The organism is Bradyrhizobium sp. USDA 4502 (assembly GCF_054063355.1).
Window position 1 is genome coordinate 5,253,325 of the sequence record NZ_JBSSGF010000001.1, and the last position, 22,562, is coordinate 5,275,886.

Consider the following 22,562-nt stretch of genomic DNA (forward strand, 5'->3'; position numbering starts at 1 on the left):
TTGATGCGACTGACCGGGGGTACGTCCGCACGGCTCGGTGCAAGCTGGGACGGCAGAGGCACCAATTTTGCGCTGTTCTCGGCGAACGCGGAGAAGGTGGAGCTGTGCCTGTTCGACGGCCAGGGTCGCCGCGAGCTCGAGCGGATCGAGATGCCGGAGCGCACCGAAGACGTCTGGCACTGCTATCTCAACGACGTCTCGCCGGGCCAGCTCTACGGCTATCGCGTCTACGGGCCCTACGCGCCGGAGCGCGGCCATCGCTTCAACGCCAACAAGCTGCTGCTCGACCCCTACGCCAAGCGGCTCGCCGGCCGGCTGGTATGGAGCGATGCGCATTTCGCCTACCGCACCGGCAGCGCGCGCGAGGACCTTTCGTTCGACCGGCGCGACAATGCCCGCGGCATGCCGAAGGCGGTCGTGGTCGACGAGACCTTCAACTGGGGCCGCCGCGAGATCCGGCCGCATATCCCCTGGGAAGACACCATCATCTACGAGGCCCACGTCAAGGGCCTGACGCAGAAGCGCGAGGACGTGCCGCCGAACCTGCGCGGCACCTATGGCGGCCTGTCGTCACCGGCGATGATCGCCCACCTCAAGCGGCTCGGCGTCACCACCATCGAGCTGTTGCCGATCCACGGCCTGATCGACGACCGTATCCTGGTCGAGAAGAAGCTGGCGAACTACTGGGGCTACAACACCATCGCCTTCTTCGCGCCGGAGGCGCGCTACGCCCAGGACAATGCGCTCGATTCCTTCCGCACCACGGTGGCGCGGCTGCACGATGCCGGCATCGAGGTGTTGCTCGACGTCGTCTATAACCACACCGCCGAGGGCAACCATATGGGCCCGACGCTGTGCTTCCGCGGCATCGACAATGCCTCCTATTACTGGCTGAACCGCGAGAACCCGCGCTTCTACGACGACTTCACCGGCTGCGGCAGCTCGGTCAACCTCACCCATCCGCGCGTGCTGCAGATGGTGATGGATTCGCTGCGCTACTGGGTCGAGGTCTGCCATGTCGACGGCTTCCGCTTCGATCTCGCCACCACCCTGGCGCGCGGGCCGAACGGGTTCGATCGCAACCACCCCTTCCTCACCGCGATCCGCCAGGACCCGGTGCTGGCGACCGCCAAGATGGTCGCTGAGCCCTGGGACCTCGGTCTCGGCGGCTACCAGGTCGGCGCGTTTCCATCGCAATGGTCGGAATGGAATGATCGCTATCGCAGCGCGATGCGGCGCTACTGGAGCGGCGAAGGCAGCCTGATCGGCGACATCTCGGGCCGCATGACCGCATCCTCGGATTTGTTTCACCACGACAACCGCGCGACCCGCGCCAGCGTCAATCACATCACGGTGCATGACGGTTTCACGCTCGCCGATCTCTTCAGCTACAACGAGAAGCACAACGAGGCCAATGGCGAGGACAATCGCGACGGCTCCAACGACAATCACAGCAACAATTGCGGCCATGAGGGCCCGACCGACGATCCCGCCATCATCGCACTGCGCCGGCAGCTGCGGAAGAATGCGCTGGCCTGCCTGCTGCTGGCACAGGGCACGCCTTTGATTCTCGCCGGCGACGAGGTCGCGAACACGCAAGGTGGCAACAACAACGCCTATTGCCAGGACAACGAGACCGGCTGGATCGGCTGGGAGAACCTCGGTACGGACGACGACGCCATCGATTTCATCGGCCACCTCACTGCGCTGCGCCAGCGCTTCGGCCAGATCCGCTGCCAGCGCTGGCTCGACGGCCGCCGCACCGACGGCAGCTACGGCGTGCTCTGGCTGACGCCGGCAGCGGAGGAGATGAAGGAATCCGACTGGAAATTCCCGGAGAGCCGATTCCTCGCCTATGTGCTGGGGCCGATGGAACCAGGACAGGCGCCGATCTTTATCGTGCTCAATGCCGCACCGCAGGAGATCGTGTTCAGGATGCCGAGGATGGCGGAATACAAGAGCTGGCGGCAGGTCTTGAACACGACCAAGGCCGAGCAAACGGCTGAGCAATTCGCATCCGGCGCCGATACCAAGGCACCCCCGCGCTCGGTGCTGGCATTTGCAGGCTCCACATGAACAGACAACATTTCGGCGCCGAGCTGACATCTGACGGCACGCGCTTCCGGCTCTGGGCGCCAGCGGCCAAGCGCGTCGACCTCCTGATCGACAAACCGCATCCGCTCACGCGCGATGCAGCCGGCTGGTACGTCGCCGAGATCCCGGGCGCGCGCGCCGGCACGCGTTACAAATTCCGCATCGATGACGAAGTCGATGTGCCGGATCCCGCCTCCGCATTCCAGCCGGACGACGTGTTCGGCCCGAGCGAGGTGATCGACCACGCCGCCTTCAAGTGGCGCGCGACGGACTGGCGCGGCCGTCCCTGGCATGAGGCCGTCGCCCTCGAGGCCCATGTCGGCACCTTCACCCGCGAGGGCACCTATCGCGCCATGATCGACAAGCTCGATCATCTGGTGGCGACCGGCATCACCGCGCTCGAGCTGATGCCGCTGGCGGATTTCGCCGGGAAGCGCAACTGGGGCTATGACGGCGTGCTGTGGTACGCGCCCGACAGCGCCTACGGCCGGCCCGAGGACCTCAAGACCCTGATCGACGAAGCGCATCTGCGCGGGCTGATGGTGATGCTCGACGTGGTCTATAACCATTTCGGCCCCGAGGGGAATTATCTCGGCCGCTATGCGCCGTCCTTCTTCAGTGACGCGCACACCCCGTGGGGCAGCGCGATCGATTATCGTGTGCCCGAGGTGCGCGCGTTTGCGATCGGCAGCGTCGTGAGCTGGCTGCGCGACTATCGCTTCGACGGGCTGCGGTTCGATGCGGTCAACACCATCGTCGAAGCCGGCGAAGTCTCGGTGCTCCATGACTTCAGCAATGCCGCCGGCAAGCTCGCCACCGAGACCGGCCGTTATATCAACCTCGTGCTCGAAAACGGCGACAACATTGCAAGCCTGCTCGATGCCGCCGAGGATCCGCCGCACGGCAAATTCCGCGGCCAATGGAACGACGACTATCATCACGCCTGGCACGTGCTGCTGACCGGCGAGACGCAGGGCTATTATGGCGACTACCGGGCGCCGAAGCAGGACCTCGCACGCGCGCTGTCGTCCGGCTACATCTACCAGGGCGAAGTCTCGGAGTTCTGGGGCGGCAAGGCCCGCGGCGAGCCGAGCGGCATGCTGTCGCCGACCTGCTTCATCAACTTCCTGCAGAACCACGACCAGATCGGCAACCGGCCGCTCGGCGATCGTCTCGTCAGCATTGCCCGGCCGGCGGCGGTCGCGGCGGCGCTGGCGGTGACGCTGATCGCGCCGACCACGCCGATGCTGTTCATGGGCGAGGAATGGGGCGCGACGACGCCCTTCCCGTTCTTCTGCGATTTCAAGGGCGACCTCGCCAATGCCGTCCGCGCCGGACGGCGCAAGGAGTTCGCCTGGGCCTATGCCAAATATGGCAACGACATTCCCGACCCGCTTGCCGACGAAACGGTGCGGTCGGCCGTGCTCGACTGGGCGGCGCTCGGCCATGATCCGGCGCGCGCGCGGCTTGCGCTGGTGCGCGACCTGCTCGCCGTTCGCCGGCAGGAGATCATGCCCCGGCTCAAAGGGTGCCGTTTCGGCGATGCCATCGTGGCTGGCGACCTGTTGACGGCGCATTGGCAGATGGGCGACGGCAGCACGCTGCGGCTGACAGCCAATTTGTCCGCTCGCGACATCCCCGATGGACCGGAGCCGAAGGGAACTGCGATCTGGGGCGGCGCGTTGTCGAGCGACCTCCCCGGCTGGGCGGTGCGCTGGCACATCGGATAGCACAATGCCTCCGGCGATCCCGATCGCAACCTACCGTCTGCAACTCACTGCCGATTTCGACTTCGATGCCGCCACCGGCGTGGCGCCGTATCTGAAGGCGCTCGGCATCAGCCATGTCTATGCGTCGCCCTTCATGAAGGCGCGCAAGGGCTCGACCCACGGCTATGACGTCGTCGACCACACCAAATTCAACCCGGAGCTCGGGGGCGAAGAGGGCTTTGCGCGGCTGAGCGACGCATTGAAGCGCCATGATCTCGGCCTGATCCTGGATTTCGTGCCGAACCATGTCGGCGTTCACTTCGCCGACAATCCGTGGTGGCTCGATGTGCTGGAATGGGGACCGGTGTCGCCGCACGCGGTCTCCTTCGACATCGACTGGGACCAGTTGCCCTATCGCGCGCGCGGCGGCGTGCTGCTGCCGATCCTCGGTTCGTCCTATGGCCAGGCGCTGGAGCGCGGCGACATCGAGCTGCGCTATGACGCGAACGAGGGCAGCTTCTCGGCCTGGTATTTCGAGCACCGCCTGCCGATCGCGCCGGAGCGCTATGGCGAGGTGCTGCGCACCATCGTCCGCGAGGCCGCGGCCGAAGACAGCCCGACCGGACGCGCGATGCTCGAGCTCGCCGCGCAATACCGGGCGCTGCGTCGCCCCAACCGCGTCGAAGCGCCGGCGCTGAAGGCGGCGATCAAGGCGATCGAGGGCGGCGCCGACATCATCGCACGCGGCCTCGATGCCTATCGCGCCGGCGAGGACCGCCCGACCCAGACGCTGGCCCTGCATCATTTGCTGGAACGCCAGCACTACAAGCTCGGCCACTGGCGGCTGGCGTCCAGCGACATCAACTATCGCCGCTTCTTCGACGTCAACACGCTGGCCGGCCTCAGGGTCGAGGACGCCGCGACCTTCGAGGCGAGCCACAGCCTCGTGAAGCGGCTGATCGCCGAAGACCGGCTGCAGGGCCTGCGGCTCGACCATATCGACGGCCTGCGCGATCCCGCGCAATACTTCCAGCGGCTGCGCCGCCTGATCCGCTCCGCGCAGGGCGCGAAGGCCGGGCCGTTCTACATGGTGATCGAGAAGATCCTCGGCGAGCACGAGAAGCTGCCGAGATTCAGCGGCGTTCACGGCACCACCGGCTATGAATGGATGAACACGATCAGCCAGGCACTGGTCGACGGTCGCGGCCTCGATCCACTGAACGAGATCTGGCGCCAGATCAGCAACCAGTCGCCGAACCTGACGCCAGTGTTGCGCGAGGCCAAGCAACGCGTGCTGGAGACGCTACTCACCAGCGAATTCACCGTGCTGGCGCGGCTGCTTGCGCGCATTGCCAGCGGACACTACTCGACCCGCGACTTCTCCGGCGACAGTCTGCGGCAGGCGCTCGAGCTCTATGTGCTGCACTTTCCGGTCTATCGGACCTATCTGACCGCCTCCGGCCCCGCCGCGCATGACCGCACGCTGATCAGCGAGACCATCGAGCGCGCTCGCGCCGACTGGTTCGCCGCCGACGAGGGTATCTTCGATTTCCTGCGCGATGCCTTGACCATGGACCTTTTGCAGCCCGGCCGGCCGCCGCATGGCGCGCCGCGGGTGCGACGCTTCGCGCTGAAGGTGCAGCAATTCACCGGGCCGATGATGGCGAAGTCGCTGGAGGATACCGCCTTCTATCGCTATCACCGGCTGCTGGCGCTCAACGAGGTTGGCGGCGATCCGGCGGCGGGTGCGATCGCAGCGGAGGCCTTTCACGCCATGATGCAGGCCCGCGCCCGCGAATGGCCGCACGGCATGACGGCGACCGCGACCCACGACACCAAGCGCGGCGAGGACGCCCGCACCCGCATCATGGCGCTTGCGGAAATCCCTGGCGAGTGGACCAGCGCGGTGGCGCGCTGGAAAGTGCTGAATGCGCCGCATCTCGTGCTCGACGGCGAGATGCGCGCGCCATCGGCGACGTTCGAATACATGCTGTATCAGGCCCTGCTCGGCGCCTGGGATCCCGATGATACGTCGCTCGCCGCCCGCATCCAGGCCTACGCGCTAAAGGCAGCGCGCGAGGGCAAGCAGGAAACCAGCTGGCTCAATCCGCACCAGCCTTACGAGGCCGGCGTGAAAGCCTTCATCGAGCGGATCCTCGATCGCAAGACCTCGCCGGAATTCCTCGATGCGCTGGGGACGCTGGCGCAACGGACCGCGTTGATCGGCGCGCTGAATTCGCTCGGCCAGATCACGCTGAAGGCAACCATGCCGGGCGTGCCGGATTTCTACCAGGGTACCGAAAGCTGGGATCTTTCGCTGGTCGATCCGGACAACCGCCGCCCGGTCGACTTTACCGAACGGGCAGGAATGCTCGCCGCGCTGGAGATGCCGGATTGGGATGCGCTGGCGCAAAACTGGCGCGACGGCCGTCTCAAATTCGCATGGACGCGGCATCTGCTACGGCTCCGCAACGAGCTGGCCGATGTGTTCACCAGCGGCGACTACATGCCGCTCGCGGTCAGCGGCCCGCACCGCGATCACGTCATTGCCTTCGCGCGGCGCCATGGCCGCGAGGCGGCCATCGTTGCGGTGGCAAGGTCATTCGCCCCGTTCACGCAGGGCGGCCGCAGCTGGCCGCGCCCCGAGGCTTTTGAAGGTGAAATCGACGTGACGGGATATGCGCTCAGGGATGGCGCAACCCGGATTCAGCTCCCGGAACTGTTCGGCAATCTGCCGGTTGCCGTGCTCAAGACAAAGGTCGCGGGGACGAAACGCACCGCAAGGCCGGCCCGCTCGCACGCCTGACGTCCTGCGTCAGCGCTTGGTCAGCAGCAATTGCCCGCGCTTGCGGATCGCCGCCTGCGCGACCTCGGCGAACCGTTGCAGCAGCCACGGCAGCGTCACCTCGACCCGCACATGGGACTCCTCGACATCGACATGCCCGGCTGCGACCTGCCCCAGCGCCCGGACGCGAAAGCTCATCCGGTTGTCGTCCCAGCGCTCCTCGTCGACGCTCATGACCGGCAGGTTCGCCGTCGCGCGCGACAGGCCCGTTTTCAAGCGGCGCATCGCCTCGTCGCGGCCGAGGCTATGGGGTATCGAAACGATCAGCGGCGCCGACATTGCGATGCACTCCTCCATGGATTTGGTTGATGTAGTTCTGTTCCAAGGCAAACGGAAGAACCACACAGGTTTATCGCAGCGCCAACTCCGGAACCTTCACAGTTACGGGTTGTTTTCCTTCCCGAAGGGCAGAAACGAGACGGGCCCGCGGGGCTGAGGAGACGCTAGATGTCAATTGGAACGATCATTCTCATCATCCTGGTCATTGCGCTGCTTGGCGGCTTCAGCGGCATCGGCGGCGGACCGTTTTACGGTACCGGCTATTACGGCGGCGGCGGGCTCGGCCTGGTCGTCGTGATTCTGCTGATCCTGCTCCTGATGGGACGACTGTAGCCCTTGGTAGCGTTGCGTCCTGCCGATATCGACGACCAGCATCACCCGCGAAAGCGGGTGGTGCTTCGTTGGACGGCGCTTACTTGGCCGCGAGCTTCTTCATCGCCGACTTGATCGACGAGGCCGCGTCCTCGTAGCCATCCCAAGCCTTCGTCTTCGCGAGCAAAGCCGGCACGGTGCGCAGCGTGAATTTCTTCGGATCGAGATCACCGCGCAGTTGCGGCCAGGTCAGCGGCATCGACACCGTCGCCCCCGGCCGCGCCCGCGGCGACAACACCGCGACCGCCGTCGACATCCTGTCGTTGCGCAAATAGTCGAGGAAGATCTTTCCCGTGCGCTTGGCCTTGGACATGTTGATCAGATAGCGCTCGGGATCGTCCTGCGCCATCCACTGGCAGACCGCCTGCGCGAACGCCTTGGCCTCCTTCCACGTCACCTTGTCCCTGCTGCCTGCGAGCAGCGGTGTGACGACGTGCAGACCTTTGCCGCCGGTGGTCTTGCAGAAGCTTTCGAGGCCGACCGCGGTCAGCCGTTGCCGCATGTCCTTGGCGGCGTCGATCACGTCGGTGAATGCAACATCGGGCGCGGGATCGAGATCGAACACCAGCCGGCCCGACGTGTCATAGGCATCGGGCGCGCAATTCCAGGGATGCAGCTCGAGACCGCCGAGCTGCGCGACTGCTGCCAGGCCCTCGATCCGGTCGATCTGCAAATAGGGTTTACGGTCGCCCGAGACCTTCGCAAGCTTGAGCAGTTTTGATGTGCCGGCCATCGCATGACGCTGGAAGAAGGTCTCGCCCTTGATGCCGTCGGGCGCACGCACGATCGAGCACGGCCGGCCCTTGAGATAGGAGATCATCCATTCGCCGACCGCCTCGAAATAGTTCGCGAGGTCGAGCTTGGTCACCGGCTCGCCATCGCCCGCATCGGGCCACAGCGCCTTGTCCGGGTGCGAGATGACGACACCCATCACCTCGCTGGACGCCTTCCCGGTGCCCTTCTTCGCCACGCCCTTGGCCATCGGCTTCACCACTTTGGTTACAACCGGCCGCTCGGCCTCGACCTCGTGCGCCGGCTTGTCCTGGCGCAGGCCCTTGAAGGCGGCCTGGCGGATATTGCCGGCGTCGGTCCAGCCGGCAAACTCGATCTCGGCGACCAGCTCCGGCTTGAGCCAGTGCACGTCGCGGGTCTTCTTCGGCGCGTCCTTGCCGCCGAACGGGTTCTTGTCCGCCTCCGCCGCCTTCAGTGCCGGCATGATGCGGCGGACCGTGTCCTGGCCGAAGCCGGTGCCGACGATGCCGACAAACGCCAGATGATCGCCGCGATAGACGCCCGCCATCAGCGAGCGAAATTTGCCATTGGTGGTCTTCCAGCCGCCGAGCACCACCTCATGGCCGGCGCGGATTTTTGCCTTGGTCCAGTCGTCGGAGCGACTGGAAAGGTAGGCGCCGTCGAGCCGTTTGGAGACGATGCCTTCGAGGCCGAGCTTGCGCGCGGATTCCAGCACCGCCTCGCCGCGCTGCTCGAAATGTTCGACATAGCGGATCAGGTGGTTCTTGCCCTTGCGCGCCGCGAGCAATTGCTTCAGCCGCGTCTTGCGCTCGGCGAGCGGCAGCGGGCGCAGGTCCTCAGTGCCGGCGAACAGCAGGTCGAACGCGTAGAAGATCAGCCGATCCGTCTTGCCGTCGGAGAGCGCGGCCTGCAGCGTCGAAAAATGCGGCGTGCCGTTCTTGTCGAGCGCGACGATCTCGCCATCGATCAGCGCGTCGGGCAGCTTCTCCGCCTCCTTTACGATCGCGCCGAACTTGGCGGTCCAGTCGAGCCCCTTGCGCGTCTTCAGCACGGCCTCGCCGTCTTCGACACGCAACTGTACGCGGTAGCCGTCGAACTTGATCTCGTGGCACCAGCCCGTTCCGTTGGGTGGAGACTCCACCGCGGCGCAGAGCTGCGGCGCGACGAAATCGGGCATCTCCGATACCTGCTTCGGTTTCGCCTGCCGCGCCACTTTCAGCCGCTCCTTGGGCGCCGGCGCCTTGGTCCTGGCGCGCGCGTCCGCAGCCATGCCATGGTTGGACTGCCAGACCGCGTCCGCTTTGGCCTTGCCGTTGCCCTTGGCCAGCATGAACGGCTTCGGCGCCCGGCCCTTGCCGGCCGCGATCTGCGCCATCGAGCGTCCGGAGGCGACCGAACGGTCCTCGTCGAGGATCTCCTCGCCGTTGCCGTCAACGGCATATTCGTCGCGGTGCTTGATCAGGAGCCAGTTGGTGCGCTTGCCGCCAAAGCGGTCGCCCTTCATCCGCACCAGCACCCAGCTGCCGTGCAGCTTGTCGCCCTCAAGCGTGAACTTCAGGTCGCCCTTCTTGAAGCCGCGCTCGGGATCGTCCGATTCCCAGGTGCCGCGATCCCACAGCTGCACGGTGCCGCCGCCGTACTGGCCTTCGGGAATGGTGCCTTCGAAATCGCCATAGTCGAGCGGATGATCCTCGACCTCCACCGCCAGCCGCTTGTCATGCGGATCGAGAGAGGGCCCGCGCGTCACCGCCCAGGACTTGAAGACGCCGTCGAATTCGAGCCGCAGATCGTAATGCAACCGCGTCGCGTCGTGCTTCTGGATGACGAAGCGCCGCTGCTTGCTGGGTGCGACCTTGACGTCGCCCGACGGCTCGTTGGTCTTCTCGAAGTCGCGCTTCTTGCGATAGGTGGACAGGTTTCTCAGCGACACAACAAACCTCGGCAAACCCTCGGCGCAAACGACGGCCGCCGCCTCCGTGCGGCCATCAGGAACCAAAACCCACGGTATCCGTTCAAGTTCCAAACTCAAGCTGTTTGGAGGCGATCATGGCCGCTCCCCGCGCCCACTGGAAAGGCACGCTCAAGCTCTCGCTGGTGTCATGCCCGGTGGCGCTCTACCCGGCTTCGACCGCGGTCGAGAAGACCCGCTTCCACATGATCAACCGGGAGACCGGCAACCGGCTGAAGCAGCAGATGGTCGATACCGAGACCGGCGACGTTGTCGAGGGCGATCAGAAGGGCCGCGGCTACGAGGTCAGCAAGGGCAAATATGTCGAGATCGAGAAGGACGAGCTCGAAGCGGTGCAGATCGAGAGCAACCATACCATCGACATCGACAGCTTCGTGCCCGAGGGCGAGATCGACAAGCGCTATCTCGACCACCCCTACTACATCAGGCCCGACGGCAAGGCCGGCGTCGACGCGTTCGCGGTGATCCGCGACGCCATGAAGGATCAGGACCGCGTCGCGCTGGCGCGGATCGTGCTGACCAACCGCGAGCATGTGATAGCGATCGAGCCGCTCGACAAGGGCATGCTCGGCACCACCTTGCGCTACCCCTACGAGCTGCGCGATGCCGACGATTATTTCGACGACATCAAGAGCCCGAAGGTCACGAAGGACATGATCGAGCTCGCCGGCCATATCCTCGACAGCAAGGCCGCGCATTTCGATCCGTCGAAATTCAAGGACGAGTATGAGACCGCGCTGAAGGCCCTGGTCCGCCGCAAGGCAGCCGGCAAGCCGATCAAGGCCGCCGAGCGCGCGGAGAAGCCAAGCAACGTCGTGAGCCTGATGGACGCGCTGCAGCAGAGCCTCAAGGGCGGCAAGAGCGGCGCAAGGCGCTCGCGCTCCACCGCGCGCCGCCCGACCGCGCATCGCCGCGCCGCCAAGAAGGCGCACCGCTCAAGCGCGCGGCGACGCCAGGCGGGGTGAGGCAAATTCCACTCGTCATGCCCGGGCTTGACCCGGGCATCCATCGACTTGGTCAGAACGACGTGGATGGCCGGGTCAAGCCCGGCCATGACGAAAGCAGGCAGCTTGCCCTACTTCTTCTTCGAGCTCTTCCGCTTCTTGGTCGTCTTCCGCTTCTTCGCCGTCTTCTTCGACGACTTCTTCGGCACTTTCCTGCCCTTGGCGCGCGCCTCGGACAAGCCGATCGCGATCGCCTGCTTGCGGCTCTTCACCTTCTTCTTGGAACGGCCGCTGCGCAGCGTGCCGGCCTTGCGTTTCTTCATCGCACGCTCGACATCGCCCGATGCCTTCCGCGAATATTTCCTTGCCATGGCTTGTCTCCCGCTAACGGAAAACAAGCCTCGATGGCAGCGAAAGTTCCGTTTGGTGTCGTCGGGCGACGGCACCAACGTAGCCCGCATGAGCGCAGCGACATGCGGGAGGTGCCCCGGATATCGCTTCGCTCATCCGGGCTACATGTTAGTCCGCCGCGCGCAGCCGATAGCCGATGCCGGTCTCGGTCAGCACGAATTGCGGACGCTCCGGGTCGGCCTCGATCTTCTGGCGTAGCTGGCGCACATAGACGCGCAGATATTGCGCGTCGGTCAGCTCGTCCCACAATTCCTTCAAGAGGAAGCGGTGGGTCAGCACCTTGCCGGCATGCTGCACCAGCACGCGCAACAGGTCGTATTCCTTCGGCGACAGCTTGATCTCCCTGTCGCCGACCTTGACGATCCGGCGCACCAGATCGACTGAAAGATCGCCGGAGCGAAACACCGGCCGCTCACCCTGCACCTGCAACTGGTGCCGCAGCGCCGCGCGCAGCCGCGCCAGCAATTCGTCCATGCCGAACGGCTTGGTCAGATAGTCGTCGGCGCCGAGGTCGAGCGCCTGCACCTTGCCGGCCTCGTCGCCGCGGCTCGACAGCACCACGATCGGCACGCTCTCGTTGCGGCCACGGATCATGCGCAAGAGATCGTGGCCCTGGATGTCGGGCAATCCGAGGTCGAGGATGATCAGCGCCGGCCCCTCGGCCAGCATCTCCAGCGCCAGCTTGCCGTTGGATGCCTCGAGAATGTCGTAGCCCTGCGTGCTCAGCCCCATCCGCAGCAGCTTGCGGATCGGCGGCTCGTCGTCGATGACCAGGACCTTGATCGGCGTGGCGTTCATGCAGCAGTGTCCAGCGCGTTGGTGTCGGCGGGGATCGGCAGGCGGATCGTAATAACGGCGCCGCTGCGGTCGGCGCGGTTGGCCGCCGCGATCGTGCCGCGCATCGCCTCGACGAAGCCGCGCGAGATCGCAAGCCCGAGGCCGGTGCCGGGGCGGACATGGTCGCCCTTCTCGGCGCGATAGAATTTGTCGAACACGCTTTCGAGCTCGGCCGCGGGAATCCCGTTGCCTTCGTCGAGGATCTGCAGTGCGATCGTGTCGCGGTCGCGGGCGCCGCGGATCGAGATCGTGGTGTCCGACGGGGCGTATTTGGCAGCGTTGTCGAGCAGGTTGAACAGCACCTGCTCGAACAGCACGGCGTCGAGCTCCAGCATCGGCAGATCAGCCGCGAGCTCCAGCGACACCCGGTGATGCACCAGGATCTTGCTCGCCCGCCGCAGCGCGCTGCCGACGATCTCGCCGACATCATGGCGCGCCGTGTTCGGCACGATCGCGCCGGATTCCAGCTTGGTCATGTCGAGCAGATTGGCAATGAACCGATTCAGCCGCTCGGACTCGTCGATCACGGTGGCGAGCAGATCGTGCTTCTGCGCATCGCTCAGGTTGGCGCCGAGGTCGCGCAGCGCCGAGGCCGAGCCGAGCACCGAGGCCAGCGGCGTCTTGAGATCGTGCGAGATCGAGGTCAGGAGCGCGCCGCGCAGCCGGTCGGATTCCACCGTGCGCTTGACGCGATCCATGTCCTCGACCAGCAGCACGCGCTCGATCGCCAGCGCGCCCTGATCGACCAGCGCATCGAGCAGCCGGCGCTGGTCCGGCGTCAGCAAGGGCCCGGTGCGGTCGTCGTCGATGCCGATCACCCCGATCGGGCCGCGGCCGGTGCGCATCGGCAGGAACAGCCGCTTTCCGCCCGGCAGCGTGTCGGAGCCGCGGCCGGCCGGGCGGTCATTGCCCCAGGCCCAGTTGGCGGCGGCGAGATCGGCCTGATCGAGCTGATCCTCCGGCGGATAGCCGCTCTTGACGGTCAGCATGCCGTCCTCCGGCAGCAGCAGCACCACGCGCACCTTGAGCATCAGCGCGATCTGGTAGGCGGTCGCCCACAGCACGTCGTCCAGTGTCGCGGTGCCGGCAAGCTTGCGGCTGAAGGCGTAGAGCGATTCGGTGGTGCGGACGCGGCTGATCGCGGTGTCAGCCTGGGTGCGCACCCGCGCCGCGACGTTGGAGACCAGCAGCGCGATCAGCATGAAGAAGAAGAACGCCGCGACATTGGTCGGGTCAGTGATGGTGAAGGTATAGACCGGCGGCAGGAAGAAGAAATTGTAGCACAGCGAGGCCGCGACGCTCGCCAGCAACGACGGCCCGAGGCCGTAGCGCGCCGCGGCGCCGACCACGGCGGTGAGGAAGACCAGGTCGACATTCTCGATGCCGAAGAACGGCTGGATCAGCTTGGCCGCGCCGAGCCCGAGCGCCGCCAGCAGCAGCGCCATCAGATAGGGCCGCGGATTGAACGGCTCCTGCCGCTGCGCGGTCTGCACCGCCGCCTTGCCGACCGGCAGCTCGTCGCCGGCGATCACGTTGACGCTGATATTGCCGGCGCGGCGCACCAGATCGTGCACCACGGATCCATGCGTCAGCTCGAACCAGCGCGAGCGCGTCGACTTGCCGATGATGATCTGGGTGACGTTGTTGGCCTGGGCGAAATTGATGATGTCGTCGGCGATGCGGCGGCCGACGCCTGGCAGCGTCAGCGCCTCGCCGCCGAGCGATTCCGCGAGCCGCATGGTGTCGGCCAGCCGATCGCGCTGCTCGTCGGAAAGTTGCAGGCTGCGCCGCGTCTCGATGCTGACCGCGGTCCATTGCGCATGCAGCCGGTCGGCGAGACGCTTGGTGTAGCGCACGAGGCCGGCTGCGCGCGGATCCTCGCTCAGGCACACGAGGATGCGCTCGCCGGCGGCCCAGGGGCCGGCAATCGCATTGGCCTGCATGTGATTGAGCAGCTGCTCGTCGACCCGCTCGGCGGTGCGGCGCAGCGCCAGCTCGCGCAGCGCGGTCAGATTGCCGGGCGAGAAGTAGTGTTCCAGCGCCCGCTCGGCCTGCTTGGGCACGTAGACCTTGCCCTCCTTCAGCCGCTGGATCAGATCGTCGGGCGTCAGGTCGATCAGCTCGATCGCATCGGCACGATCGACCACCGAGTCCGGCACCGTCTCGCGCACCCGCACATGGGTGATCTGCGCGACGACGTCGTTGAGGCTCTCGATGTGCTGGATGTTGATCGCGGTATAGACGTCGATGCCGTGCGACAGCAGCTCCTCGACGTCGAGATAGCGCTTGGGATGCCGGCTGCCCGGCGCGTTGGTATGGGCGAGTTCGTCGACCAGCGCGAGCTGCGGCCGCCGCGCGATCAATGCATCGAGGTCCATCTCTTCGAGCGTCTGGTCGCGATAGGTCAGCCGCTTCCGCGGCAGCACCTCGAGACCCCTGAGCAGCGTCTCGGTCTCGACCCGGCCGTGGGTTTCGACGACGCCGACCACGACGTCGACGCCCGCCTTGAGGCGGGCGTGAGCGCTCGAGAGCATCTCGTAGGTCTTGCCGACGCCGGGGGCGGCGCCGATGAATATCTTCAGCCGCCCCGATCGATCGGTCTCCCGACGCGCCGCCTCCAGCAGCGCATCCGGCGAGGGTCGTTTATCAGGGTCGCGCTGATTGGCCATACCGCAATATAGTCATCCTGCGAGGGGCAGCCTACTCCCCTATTTCGGCTTTGCCGCGTCGAGCGCCAGGTTGAGCGCAAGAACGTTAACACGGGGCTCGCCGATCACGCCGGCGAAGCGGCCCTGCGTGTTCTGCGTCACCAGCTCGCGCACCGCGTCCTCGGACATGCTGCGCGCCTTGGCGACCCGCGGCACCTGGAACAGCGCGGCGTCCGGCGAGATGTCCGGATCGAGCCCGCTGCCCGACGTGGTCACAAGATCGACCGGCACGCTGGCGGACGGGTTCTCCGCCTTCAGCTTCTCGACATCCTCCTTGACCCGGTCGTTCAGCGCTTTGCTGGTCGGGCCGAGGTTGGAGCCGCCGGAATTGGCCGCGTTGTAGGGCGACGGCACGGTCTTCGTGGAATCGTTCGGATCGGGCGCGACCGTCGCCGACGGCCGGCCATGGAAATATTTGTCCTCCTTGAACTCCTGCCCGATCAGGGCGGAGCCGATCACCTTGCCATCCTGCTCGATCAGGCTGCCTTGCGCCTGCCGCGGGAAGATGACGCCGGCGATGCCGGTGATGGCGAGAGGATAGGCAAGGCCCGTGATCGCGGTCAGCAGGACCAGCACGAGGATGGCGGGGCGGATTTCTTTCAACATGACAGGTCTCCTAAATCTCCTTCGTCATTGCGAGCGAAGCGAAGCAATCCATGGATCGGCATAACGGATGGATGGGTTGCTTCGTCGCTTCGCTCCTCGCAATGACGTTGTGGTTAAGCCAGGCCCAAGGCGGCGACGACGAGGTCGATCGCCTTGATGCCGATGAACGGGATGATGATGCCCCCCAAGCCATAGATCATCAGGTTGCGGCCGAGCAGCGCGCCGGCACCGACCGCGCGATACTTGACGCCCTTCAGCGCTAAGGGAATCAGCGCGATGATGATCAGCGCGTTGAAGATGATCGCCGACAGGATCGCGCTCTGCGGGCTCGCCAGGTGCATCACGTTCAGCACCTGAAGCTGCGGATAGAACGCGAGGAACATCGCCGGGATGATCGCAAAATACTTCGCGACGTCGTTGGCGATCGAGAACGTGGTCAGCGCGCCGCGGGTCATCAGCAGCTGCTTGCCGATCTCGACCACCTCGATCAGCTTGGTCGGGTTGGAATCGAGGTCGACCATGTTGCCGGCCTCGCGGGCGGCCTGCGTGCCGGTGTTCATGGCGACGCCGACATCGGCCTGAGCGAGCGCCGGCGCATCGTTGGTGCCGTCGCCGCACATCGCGACCAGTTTGCCCTTGGACTGCTCGTCGCGGATCAGCTTGAGCTTGTCCTCGGGGGTTGCCTGCGCCAGGAAGTCGTCGACACCGGCCTCGGCCGCGATCGCCGCGGCGGTCATCGGATTGTCGCCGGTGATCATCACGGTGCGGATGCCCATGCGGCGCAATTCGGCAAAGCGCTCGCGGATGCCGCCCTTGACGATGTCCTTGAGATGCACGACGCCGAGCAGCTTGCCGTCCTTGGCGACGGCCAGCGGCGTGCCGCCGGCCTTGGCGATCTCGTCGGCGATCGATTGGATCTCGCGCGCTTCGGCGCTCATCGTCGCCGCGACCGCGCGGACGGTGTTGCCCGAGGCGACGGTGCGGGGCGAGCCGCCGTCGACATAGGCCAGGATCGCGTCCACCGCGCCCTTGCGGACCGACGACGTGCCTGCATCGATGCCGCTCATGCGGGTCTGCGCGGTGAACGGCACGAAGGTCGCGGCAAGCTCATGCATGTCACGGCCGCGGATGCCGTATTTCTCCTTGGCGAGCACCACGATCGAGCGGCCTTCCGGCGTTTCGTCGGCCAGCGAGGCAAGCTGCGCCGCGTCGGCGAGGTCCTGCTCGGCGACGCCGCGGATCGGACGGAATGCGGTCGCCTGGCGGTTGCCGAGCGTGATGGTGCCGGTCTTGTCCAGCAGCAGCGTATCGACGTCGCCGGCAGCCTCCACCGCGCGGCCGGACATCGCCAGCACGTTGAAGCGCACCAGGCGGTCCATGCCGGCGATGCCGATCGCCGACAGAAGCGCGCCGATCGTGGTCGGGATCAGCGTCACGAACAGCGCCACCAGCACCACGACCGAGATCGAGCCGCCGGCATAGGCCGCATAGCTCGGGATCGTCACCGTCGCGAACACGAAGATGATGGTGAGGCCGGCCAGCAGGATGTTGAGCGCGATCTCGTTCGGCGTCTTCTGCCGCTCGGCGCCCTCCACCAGCTTGATCATGCGGTCGATGAAGGTCGAGCCCTGGGCTGCGGTGATGCGGACACGGATCCAGTCCGACAGCACCTGGGTGCCGCCGGTGACCGCGGAACGGTCGCCGCCGGACTCGCGGATCACGGGCGCGGATTCACCCGTGATCGCGGCTTCATTGACCGAGGCCACGCCTTCGATCACCTCGCCGTCGGACGGGATGTTGTCGCCGGCCTCGACCAGCACGACGTCGCCGACCTTCAGCGAGGTGCCGGGAACCATGCGATAGGTCCGGTCGGTGCCGGTGAGCAGCTTGGCCTGGCTCTCGGTGCGGGTCTTCTTCAGCGATTCCGCCTGCGCCTTGCCGCGGCCTTCGGCGACGGCCTCGGCGAAGTTGGCGAACAGCACCGTGAACCAGAGCCAGAGGATGATCTGGAAGGTGAAGCCTAGATTGGCGCTGCCGGTGACGAGGTCGCGGACGAAGATCACCGTGGTCAACGCGGCCACGACCTCGACCACGAACATCACGGGGTTCTTCGCCATCAGCCGGGGGTCGAGCTTGACGAAGGCCGAGCGGATCGCCGGCACCAGGATCTTCGGGTCGAACATGGTCGACGCCGTCACCTGCTTTTGCAGTCTTGTGGTTTCCATGGTTGTCACTCCGGACAATTCGATCAGAACAGGGTGTTGGCGTTCATGGCGAGGTGCTCGACGATCGGCCCGAGCGCCAGCGCCGGGAAGAAGGTGAGACCGCCGATGATCAGGATCACGCCGATGACGAGGCCGACGAACAACCCGCCGGTGGTCGGGAAGGTGCCCGCCGAGGCCGGGATCGACTTCTTCTCGACCAGCGAACCTGCAATGGCCATCGCCGGCACGATCATGAAGAAGCGGCCGACGAACATCGCGGAGGCGAGCGTCAGATTGTAGAACAGGGTGTTGCCGGTGAGGCCCGCGAAGGCCGAGCCGTTGTTGCCGGTCGCCGAGGTGAACGCGTACAGCACCTCGGTGAAGCCGTGCGGGCCGGAGTTCGCCATCGAGGCCACCGCCGACGGCAGTACCACGCCGACCGCGGTCCAGCCGAGATACATCAGCGGCAGCACCAGGATCGCGAGCATCGCCATCTTGACCTCGCGCGCCTCGATCTTCTTGCCGACATATTCCGGAGTGCGGCCGACCATCAGGCCGGCGACGAAGATCGCCAGCACGACGAACAGCAACATGCCGTAGAAGCCGGCGCCGACGCCGCCGATGATGACCTCGCCGAGCTGCATGTTGATCAGCGGGATCATGCCGCCGAGCGCCGTGAAGCTGTCATGCATGGCATTGACCGCGCCGCAGGAGGCGGCAGTCGTGACGACGGCGAACAGCGAGGACGCGACGATGCCGAAGCGGACCTCCTTGCCCTCCATGTTGCCGCCGGTGAGACCGAGCGCGTGCAGCGCCGAGGTGCCGTTGGCTTCCGCCCAGTAGGTGACGGTGACGCCGGCGACGAACAGGATACCCATCACGGCGAAGATCGCCCAGCCCTGGCGCTCGTTGCCGACCATGCGGCCGAACACGTTGGTCATGGCGGCGCCGAGTGCGAAGATCGAGACCATCTGCACGAGGTTCGACAGCGCAGTCGGATTCTCGAACGGATGCGCGGCGTTGGCGTTGAAGAAGCCGCCGCCGTTGGTGCCGAGCATCTTGATCGCAACCTGCGAGGCCACCGGTCCGAGCGCGATGGTCTGCTTGCCGCCCTCCAGCGTGGTGGCGTCGACATAGGGATGAAGCGTCTGCGGCATGCCCTGCCAGACCAGGAACAGCGCGTAGACGACGCAGATCGGCAGCAGCACGTAAAGCGTGCAGCGCGTGACATCGACCCAGAAATTGCCGACGGTGCGCATCGACGAGCGGGTGAAACCGCGGATCAGCGCCATCGCCAGCGCGATGCCGGTCGCCGCCGACAGGAAATTCTGATGGGTCAGGCCGACCATCTGGACCAGATAGGACAGCGTGCTCTCGCCGCCGTAGTTCTGCCAGTTGGTGTTGGTGATGAAGGAGATCGCGGTGTTGAAGGAGAGGTCCTCAGCGACCGCCGACTGTCCGGCCGGGTTGAACGGCAGCACCGCCTGTAGCCGCATCAGGCCGTAGATGATGGCGAAGCCGCCGACATGGAACAGCAGCATGGCGACCGTATAGGTCAGCCAGTGCTGCTCGCGCCGCTCGTCGACGCCGCCGACCCAGTAGATGCCGCGCTCGACCGGGCGCAGCACGGGCGACAGGAAGGTGCGCTCGCCGTTGAACACGCGGGTCATGTACCAGCCGAGCGGTTTGACCAGCGCGGCAACGATCGCGCAGAACAGAATAATTTGAATCCAGCCGATGACGGTCATTGCGTCAAACCTTTCGAATAGGAGCGAAGCGCAGCATCGACGCGAACAAGCCGAGCAACAGCCCGGTCAACATCGCGTCGGCTAACAGAATTGTGCAAAGCGCTGACATCGCGGGCCGCCTAGAAGCGTTCGGGCCGCAGCAATGCGTAAGTGAGGTAGAACAGCAGGCCGAGCGAGACGAGGCCGGCGAGCGAGTAATCGAAGATCATCGTCGCCTCCGTTACAGCCGTTCGCAGGCGTAGGCGTAGCCGATGCCGGCCGCGAAGAAGCCGATCGCAAGCGCCGCCATGAGAATGTCCATCATGTGAGACTCCTATGCATCCGAGAGGCGCGGGACGACCGTATAAGGGCTCCGCGCCGGATGGCCGTGAGGTGCCATCCGGGGCATAGGTTTTCGAGAGGTGGCGAATAAGGACGTTATAGGAATCCTATAAGTGCCACGAGCTGCGCAGCCGTCGTCCCGGCGCAGGCCGGGCTCCCGTTCGAGGCGTCCGCCCGTCCAGCGCCGCGCTCGCATCTGGTGCTGGGCATAGCTCGGCTTGTAGCCGACCTGGCTCCCCCGATTGCGCCTCAGTTCCCGAGAGATCGTTGATGGCGAGCGATCCAGAGCTGCCGCGATTTGCCGGACCGAGCTGCCATTGGCCGATAGGCAGGCAATCTCGCATCGGTCGTCCAGAGAGAGCTGCTTGTAAGTCCGCCCCATGGCAACACCTCCTCAAGGAAGTGTTGCACTTCGTTTGTGAACTCAGGTCCTGGCTTTCGCCAGGACGACAGCTTGGTCTTTATGGAATCCCTATATCTCCGTCCCCCGCCTCATCTCGTTTTCAAATGGCGGTCCGGCCATTTTTGGCTTGCGGCCAATACCCTGGGCCGCGCAAGACGAGATGACGCCATGTCAGTGCTTTCCCAGAACACCTCCATCGATCTCGGCGAACGGCTGCGCGACGCCTATGCGGTGACAGCCGAATTCATGGCCGACATCATCAGCCAGACCTGCCGGCGCTTTCCCTCGGTCGGAGAGAGCGGCAAGACCCGCCGGGTCGAGCGGCTGATCCAGTCGGGCGCCTGGACCGACGCCGCGATCGCGCTGCTCGATCTGGAACTGCCGCAATGGCAGATCCGCCGCCTGGTCTATGACGAGGGCGAGTGGCACTGTGCGTTGTCGCGCGAACGCGAGCTGCCGGACTGGCTCGACCAGTCGATCGAGACCCACCACACCGATCTTGCACTCGCGATCCTCAGCGCCTTCGTGGAGGCGCAGCGCATCTCGACGCCCGATAGCCGAACCAGCGTGCCGACCGTCCGTCGCGACACGCGCGCGCTGTACGAGCCGCTGTTCGTCGACAATATCGGCTGACGGCGGCGCGGCCGTGGACACCAAACAACTGCCGCGGCAGCTGCAGTCGGTCCAGGTCATGGTCCGCTTCGGCTTCCGGCTTGCCATCATGATCGGCTTTGCCGTGTTCGCCGGCGCCGGCTTCGGCAAGGGCCTCGTCACGCTGTTGTGGATGTCGGCCGTGATCTGCGCCTTCGCCGGGATCGCCAAGCGCGAAATGCCGTTTGCCGCAAACCTCAATCACTGGGACGAGATGACCGCCTATGTCGCGCTGTGCGCGCTCGGCACCGGCATCGTCCAGCGCCTCTAGACCATCCTCACAAATCCTATGCCGCTCCTATGAAGTCGCTGCTCGCACGCGCTCGATTTCATATCCCGCAAATCAGACATTGATCGCGTGACCGTGACTGAAGCGTTTTCGAGCGAGACGGATACGCGGTTCGCGTGAGGAAAACGCGTCAGAAACAAAAAGAAGGACCACCACCGTGAAACTCGTCGAACCTCCCTCGTGTAGCGCCGCGTCCACCGTCGTCTTCATCGGCCGCAACCATCACGGCCAGTGGGTCGCCCAGCAACAGAACGGCCTCTATGGCGGCCTGTTCGTCAACCGCGCCCAGGCCGTCAAATACGCGCTGTTCGAGAACGGCCAGCATCCTGAAATGATCGTCGAGCTGTCGCGTGAGATCGAGCTCGATATGCGCGGCGAGACCGCGAGCTTCCCCGCAATCCGCGTGGCGTGAGCCACCCATGACCTGGCAAACGGCTGCGAAAGCCGACACGGCCGGATGGCTGTCGGGCTTCATCCCCGATCTTCCGACCCCCTTCAACCATCGGAGCGAGATCGACGCGGAGGCGTTCGGCCGGCTGTGCGAGCGCCAGATCGCGGCCGGCGCCACCGCGCTGGTGGTCGGCGAGACCGCAGGTGAAAGCGCGACGCTGGAGCCCGCGGAACGTGCGCAGCTGGTCCGGATCGCGGCCGGCGTCGCGCGCAAGCGGGTTCGCATCATCGCCGGCGCCGGATCGAACGCGACCGATCGCGCCGTCACATTCACCCGGGCCGCGGAAGCGGGCGGCGCCGATGCCGTCATGTCGGTCGTACCCTATTACAACAAGCCGATGCCACGGGGCACTGCGGCGCATTTCCACGCGGTCGCCGCGGCCACCACGCTGCCTGTCATCCTGCACGACATTCCGTCGCGCACGGTGAAGGGCCTTGCCGACGAGACCCTGCTCGAGCTCGCCGCATCGCCACGCTTCGTGGGTTTGCGCGACGGCAGCGGTGACGTTGCCCGGCTGGCGCGCCTGCGCTCACGCCTGCCGGCGGCATTCCGGATGCTGACCGGCGACGACGCCTCCTCGCTGGCCTGGCTCGCCGCCGGTGGCGATGGCTGCATCTCGGTCGTGACGAACGTCGCGCCCGATCTGTACGTGGCCGTTCACAGGCATTTCCGCGAGGGACGGTTGTATCAGGCGCGGGAGTTGCACCAGCGGCTGGTGCCGCTTGCGACCTTGCTGGAGCGCGAGCATCCCGCCGCATTGAAGTTCGCGCTGGCGCTTCTGGGATTCATGCCGCCGACGACGCGGCTGCCGATCGTGCAATTGAACGGGTCGGCAAAGGCCGAGGTCTCGCAGGCGATGGCTGAGCTTGCCGACGAGTACCTCGCAGCCGCGCATTGAGATTTGCCGACCCGACATGACCCATCGCAATGCACAATGCGATCAGCACACGGTGCCCGTGACACGGCGC

At 65.7% G+C, this 22,562-nt stretch carries 18 protein-coding genes and 1 pseudogene; 9 read left to right on the forward strand and 10 right to left on the reverse strand.

The features are described 5' to 3' along the window. The first annotated feature begins 3 nt into the window (after positions 1-3). Genes glgX through treY form a run of 3 tightly spaced genes read left to right on the forward strand, consistent with a single transcriptional unit; the run spans position 4 to position 6,609 of the window. Complete coding sequence (gene glgX, locus ACVW1B_RS24490) at positions 4-2,076, forward strand: glycogen debranching protein GlgX (protein WP_168856920.1); 2,073 nt, start codon at positions 4-6, stop codon at positions 2,074-2,076. Beyond that, positions 2,073-3,824, forward strand: coding sequence for a malto-oligosyltrehalose trehalohydrolase (gene treZ, locus ACVW1B_RS24495; protein WP_456779538.1), 1,752 nt, complete (start codon positions 2,073-2,075; stop codon positions 3,822-3,824). The genes glgX and treZ overlap by 4 nt, the downstream gene beginning before the upstream one ends. Positions 3,825-3,828: 4 nt before the next feature. Further along, positions 3,829-6,609: a malto-oligosyltrehalose synthase gene (gene treY, locus ACVW1B_RS24500; protein WP_456779537.1), complete on the forward strand. Its 2,781-nt coding sequence runs from the start codon at positions 3,829-3,831 to the stop codon at positions 6,607-6,609. A gap of 9 nt (positions 6,610-6,618) precedes the next feature. Here treY and ACVW1B_RS24505 read toward each other — a convergent pair whose 3' ends face one another. Further along, positions 6,619-6,927, reverse strand: coding sequence for a polyhydroxyalkanoic acid system family protein (locus ACVW1B_RS24505; RefSeq protein ID WP_456792683.1), 309 nt, complete (start codon positions 6,925-6,927; stop codon positions 6,619-6,621). Positions 6,928-7,095: 168 nt separating this feature from the next. On the opposite strand from ACVW1B_RS24505, the gene ACVW1B_RS24510 reads away from it, so the two are divergent. Continuing rightward, complete coding sequence (locus ACVW1B_RS24510) at positions 7,096-7,260, forward strand: DUF3309 family protein (RefSeq protein WP_076823921.1); 165 nt, start codon at positions 7,096-7,098, stop codon at positions 7,258-7,260. 79 nt (positions 7,261-7,339) lie between these two features. Here the strand turns inward: ACVW1B_RS24510 and ligD are convergent, their stop codons facing one another. Further along, positions 7,340-9,982 carry a DNA ligase D gene (ligD, locus tag ACVW1B_RS24515; RefSeq protein WP_456822311.1) on the reverse strand — a complete coding sequence of 881 codons (2,643 nt, stop codon included), beginning with the start codon at positions 9,980-9,982 and terminating at the stop codon, positions 7,340-7,342. A 116-nt stretch (positions 9,983-10,098) separates the two neighbouring features. Between ligD and ku the strand changes: the two genes are divergently transcribed. Continuing rightward, entirely contained in the window at positions 10,099-10,986 is an 888-nt protein-coding gene (gene ku / locus ACVW1B_RS24520) for a non-homologous end joining protein Ku (RefSeq protein ID WP_456779534.1), read from the forward strand. A 110-nt stretch (positions 10,987-11,096) separates the two neighbouring features. On the opposite strand, the gene ACVW1B_RS24525 is transcribed toward ku, so the two are convergent. The 8 genes and pseudogenes from ACVW1B_RS24525 to ACVW1B_RS24560 all read right to left on the reverse strand — a co-directional run. Further along, positions 11,097-11,336, reverse strand: a complete 240-nt coding sequence (locus tag ACVW1B_RS24525; protein ID WP_456779533.1) for a DUF6496 domain-containing protein — start codon at positions 11,334-11,336, stop codon at positions 11,097-11,099. 148 nt (positions 11,337-11,484) lie between these two features. Continuing rightward, positions 11,485-12,174: a response regulator gene (locus ACVW1B_RS24530; protein ID WP_028342451.1), complete on the reverse strand. Its 690-nt coding sequence runs from the start codon at positions 12,172-12,174 to the stop codon at positions 11,485-11,487. Then, on the reverse strand, positions 12,171-14,882 hold the full coding sequence (locus ACVW1B_RS24535; RefSeq protein WP_253607419.1) for a sensor histidine kinase: 2,712 nt from the start codon (positions 14,880-14,882) through the stop codon (positions 12,171-12,173). The genes ACVW1B_RS24530 and ACVW1B_RS24535 overlap by 4 nt, the downstream gene beginning before the upstream one ends. A 39-nt stretch (positions 14,883-14,921) precedes the next feature. Beyond that, positions 14,922-15,527, reverse strand: a complete 606-nt coding sequence (locus ACVW1B_RS24540; RefSeq protein ID WP_253607417.1) for a K(+)-transporting ATPase subunit C — start codon at positions 15,525-15,527, stop codon at positions 14,922-14,924. Positions 15,528-15,640: 113 nt separating this feature from the next. Continuing rightward, a complete protein-coding gene (gene kdpB, locus ACVW1B_RS24545; protein WP_456782148.1) occupies positions 15,641-17,752 on the reverse strand; it encodes a potassium-transporting ATPase subunit KdpB in 2,112 nt (703 codons plus the stop codon). A 23-nt stretch (positions 17,753-17,775) separates the two neighbouring features. Then, positions 17,776-19,479, reverse strand: coding sequence for a potassium-transporting ATPase subunit KdpA (kdpA, locus tag ACVW1B_RS24550; protein ID WP_438073593.1), 1,704 nt, complete (start codon positions 19,477-19,479; stop codon positions 17,776-17,778). 119 nt (positions 19,480-19,598) lie between these two features. Further along, a complete protein-coding gene (locus tag ACVW1B_RS24555) occupies positions 19,599-19,688 on the reverse strand; it encodes a K(+)-transporting ATPase subunit F (RefSeq protein WP_016846764.1) in 90 nt (29 codons plus the stop codon). Positions 19,689-19,939: 251 nt separating this feature from the next. Continuing rightward, a pseudogene (locus ACVW1B_RS24560) lies at positions 19,940-20,182 on the reverse strand (helix-turn-helix domain-containing protein); the annotation flags it as partial. A 189-nt stretch (positions 20,183-20,371) separates the two neighbouring features. Between ACVW1B_RS24560 and ACVW1B_RS24565 the strand changes: the two are divergent. From ACVW1B_RS24565 to dapA, 4 genes are all read left to right on the forward strand, one after another. Then, entirely contained in the window at positions 20,372-20,836 is a 465-nt protein-coding gene (locus ACVW1B_RS24565) for a hypothetical protein (protein ID WP_456779531.1), read from the forward strand. A 13-nt stretch (positions 20,837-20,849) separates the two neighbouring features. Next, positions 20,850-21,125 carry a hypothetical protein gene (locus tag ACVW1B_RS24570; protein ID WP_028332704.1) on the forward strand — a complete coding sequence of 92 codons (276 nt, stop codon included), beginning with the start codon at positions 20,850-20,852 and terminating at the stop codon, positions 21,123-21,125. Between the two features lie 175 nt (positions 21,126-21,300). Next, positions 21,301-21,555, forward strand: a complete 255-nt coding sequence (locus ACVW1B_RS24575) for a hypothetical protein (protein WP_310883472.1) — start codon at positions 21,301-21,303, stop codon at positions 21,553-21,555. Between the two features lie 7 nt (positions 21,556-21,562). Then, on the forward strand, positions 21,563-22,492 hold the full coding sequence (gene dapA / locus ACVW1B_RS24580) for a 4-hydroxy-tetrahydrodipicolinate synthase (protein ID WP_456779530.1): 930 nt from the start codon (positions 21,563-21,565) through the stop codon (positions 22,490-22,492). The last annotated feature ends 70 nt before the right edge of the window (positions 22,493-22,562 follow it).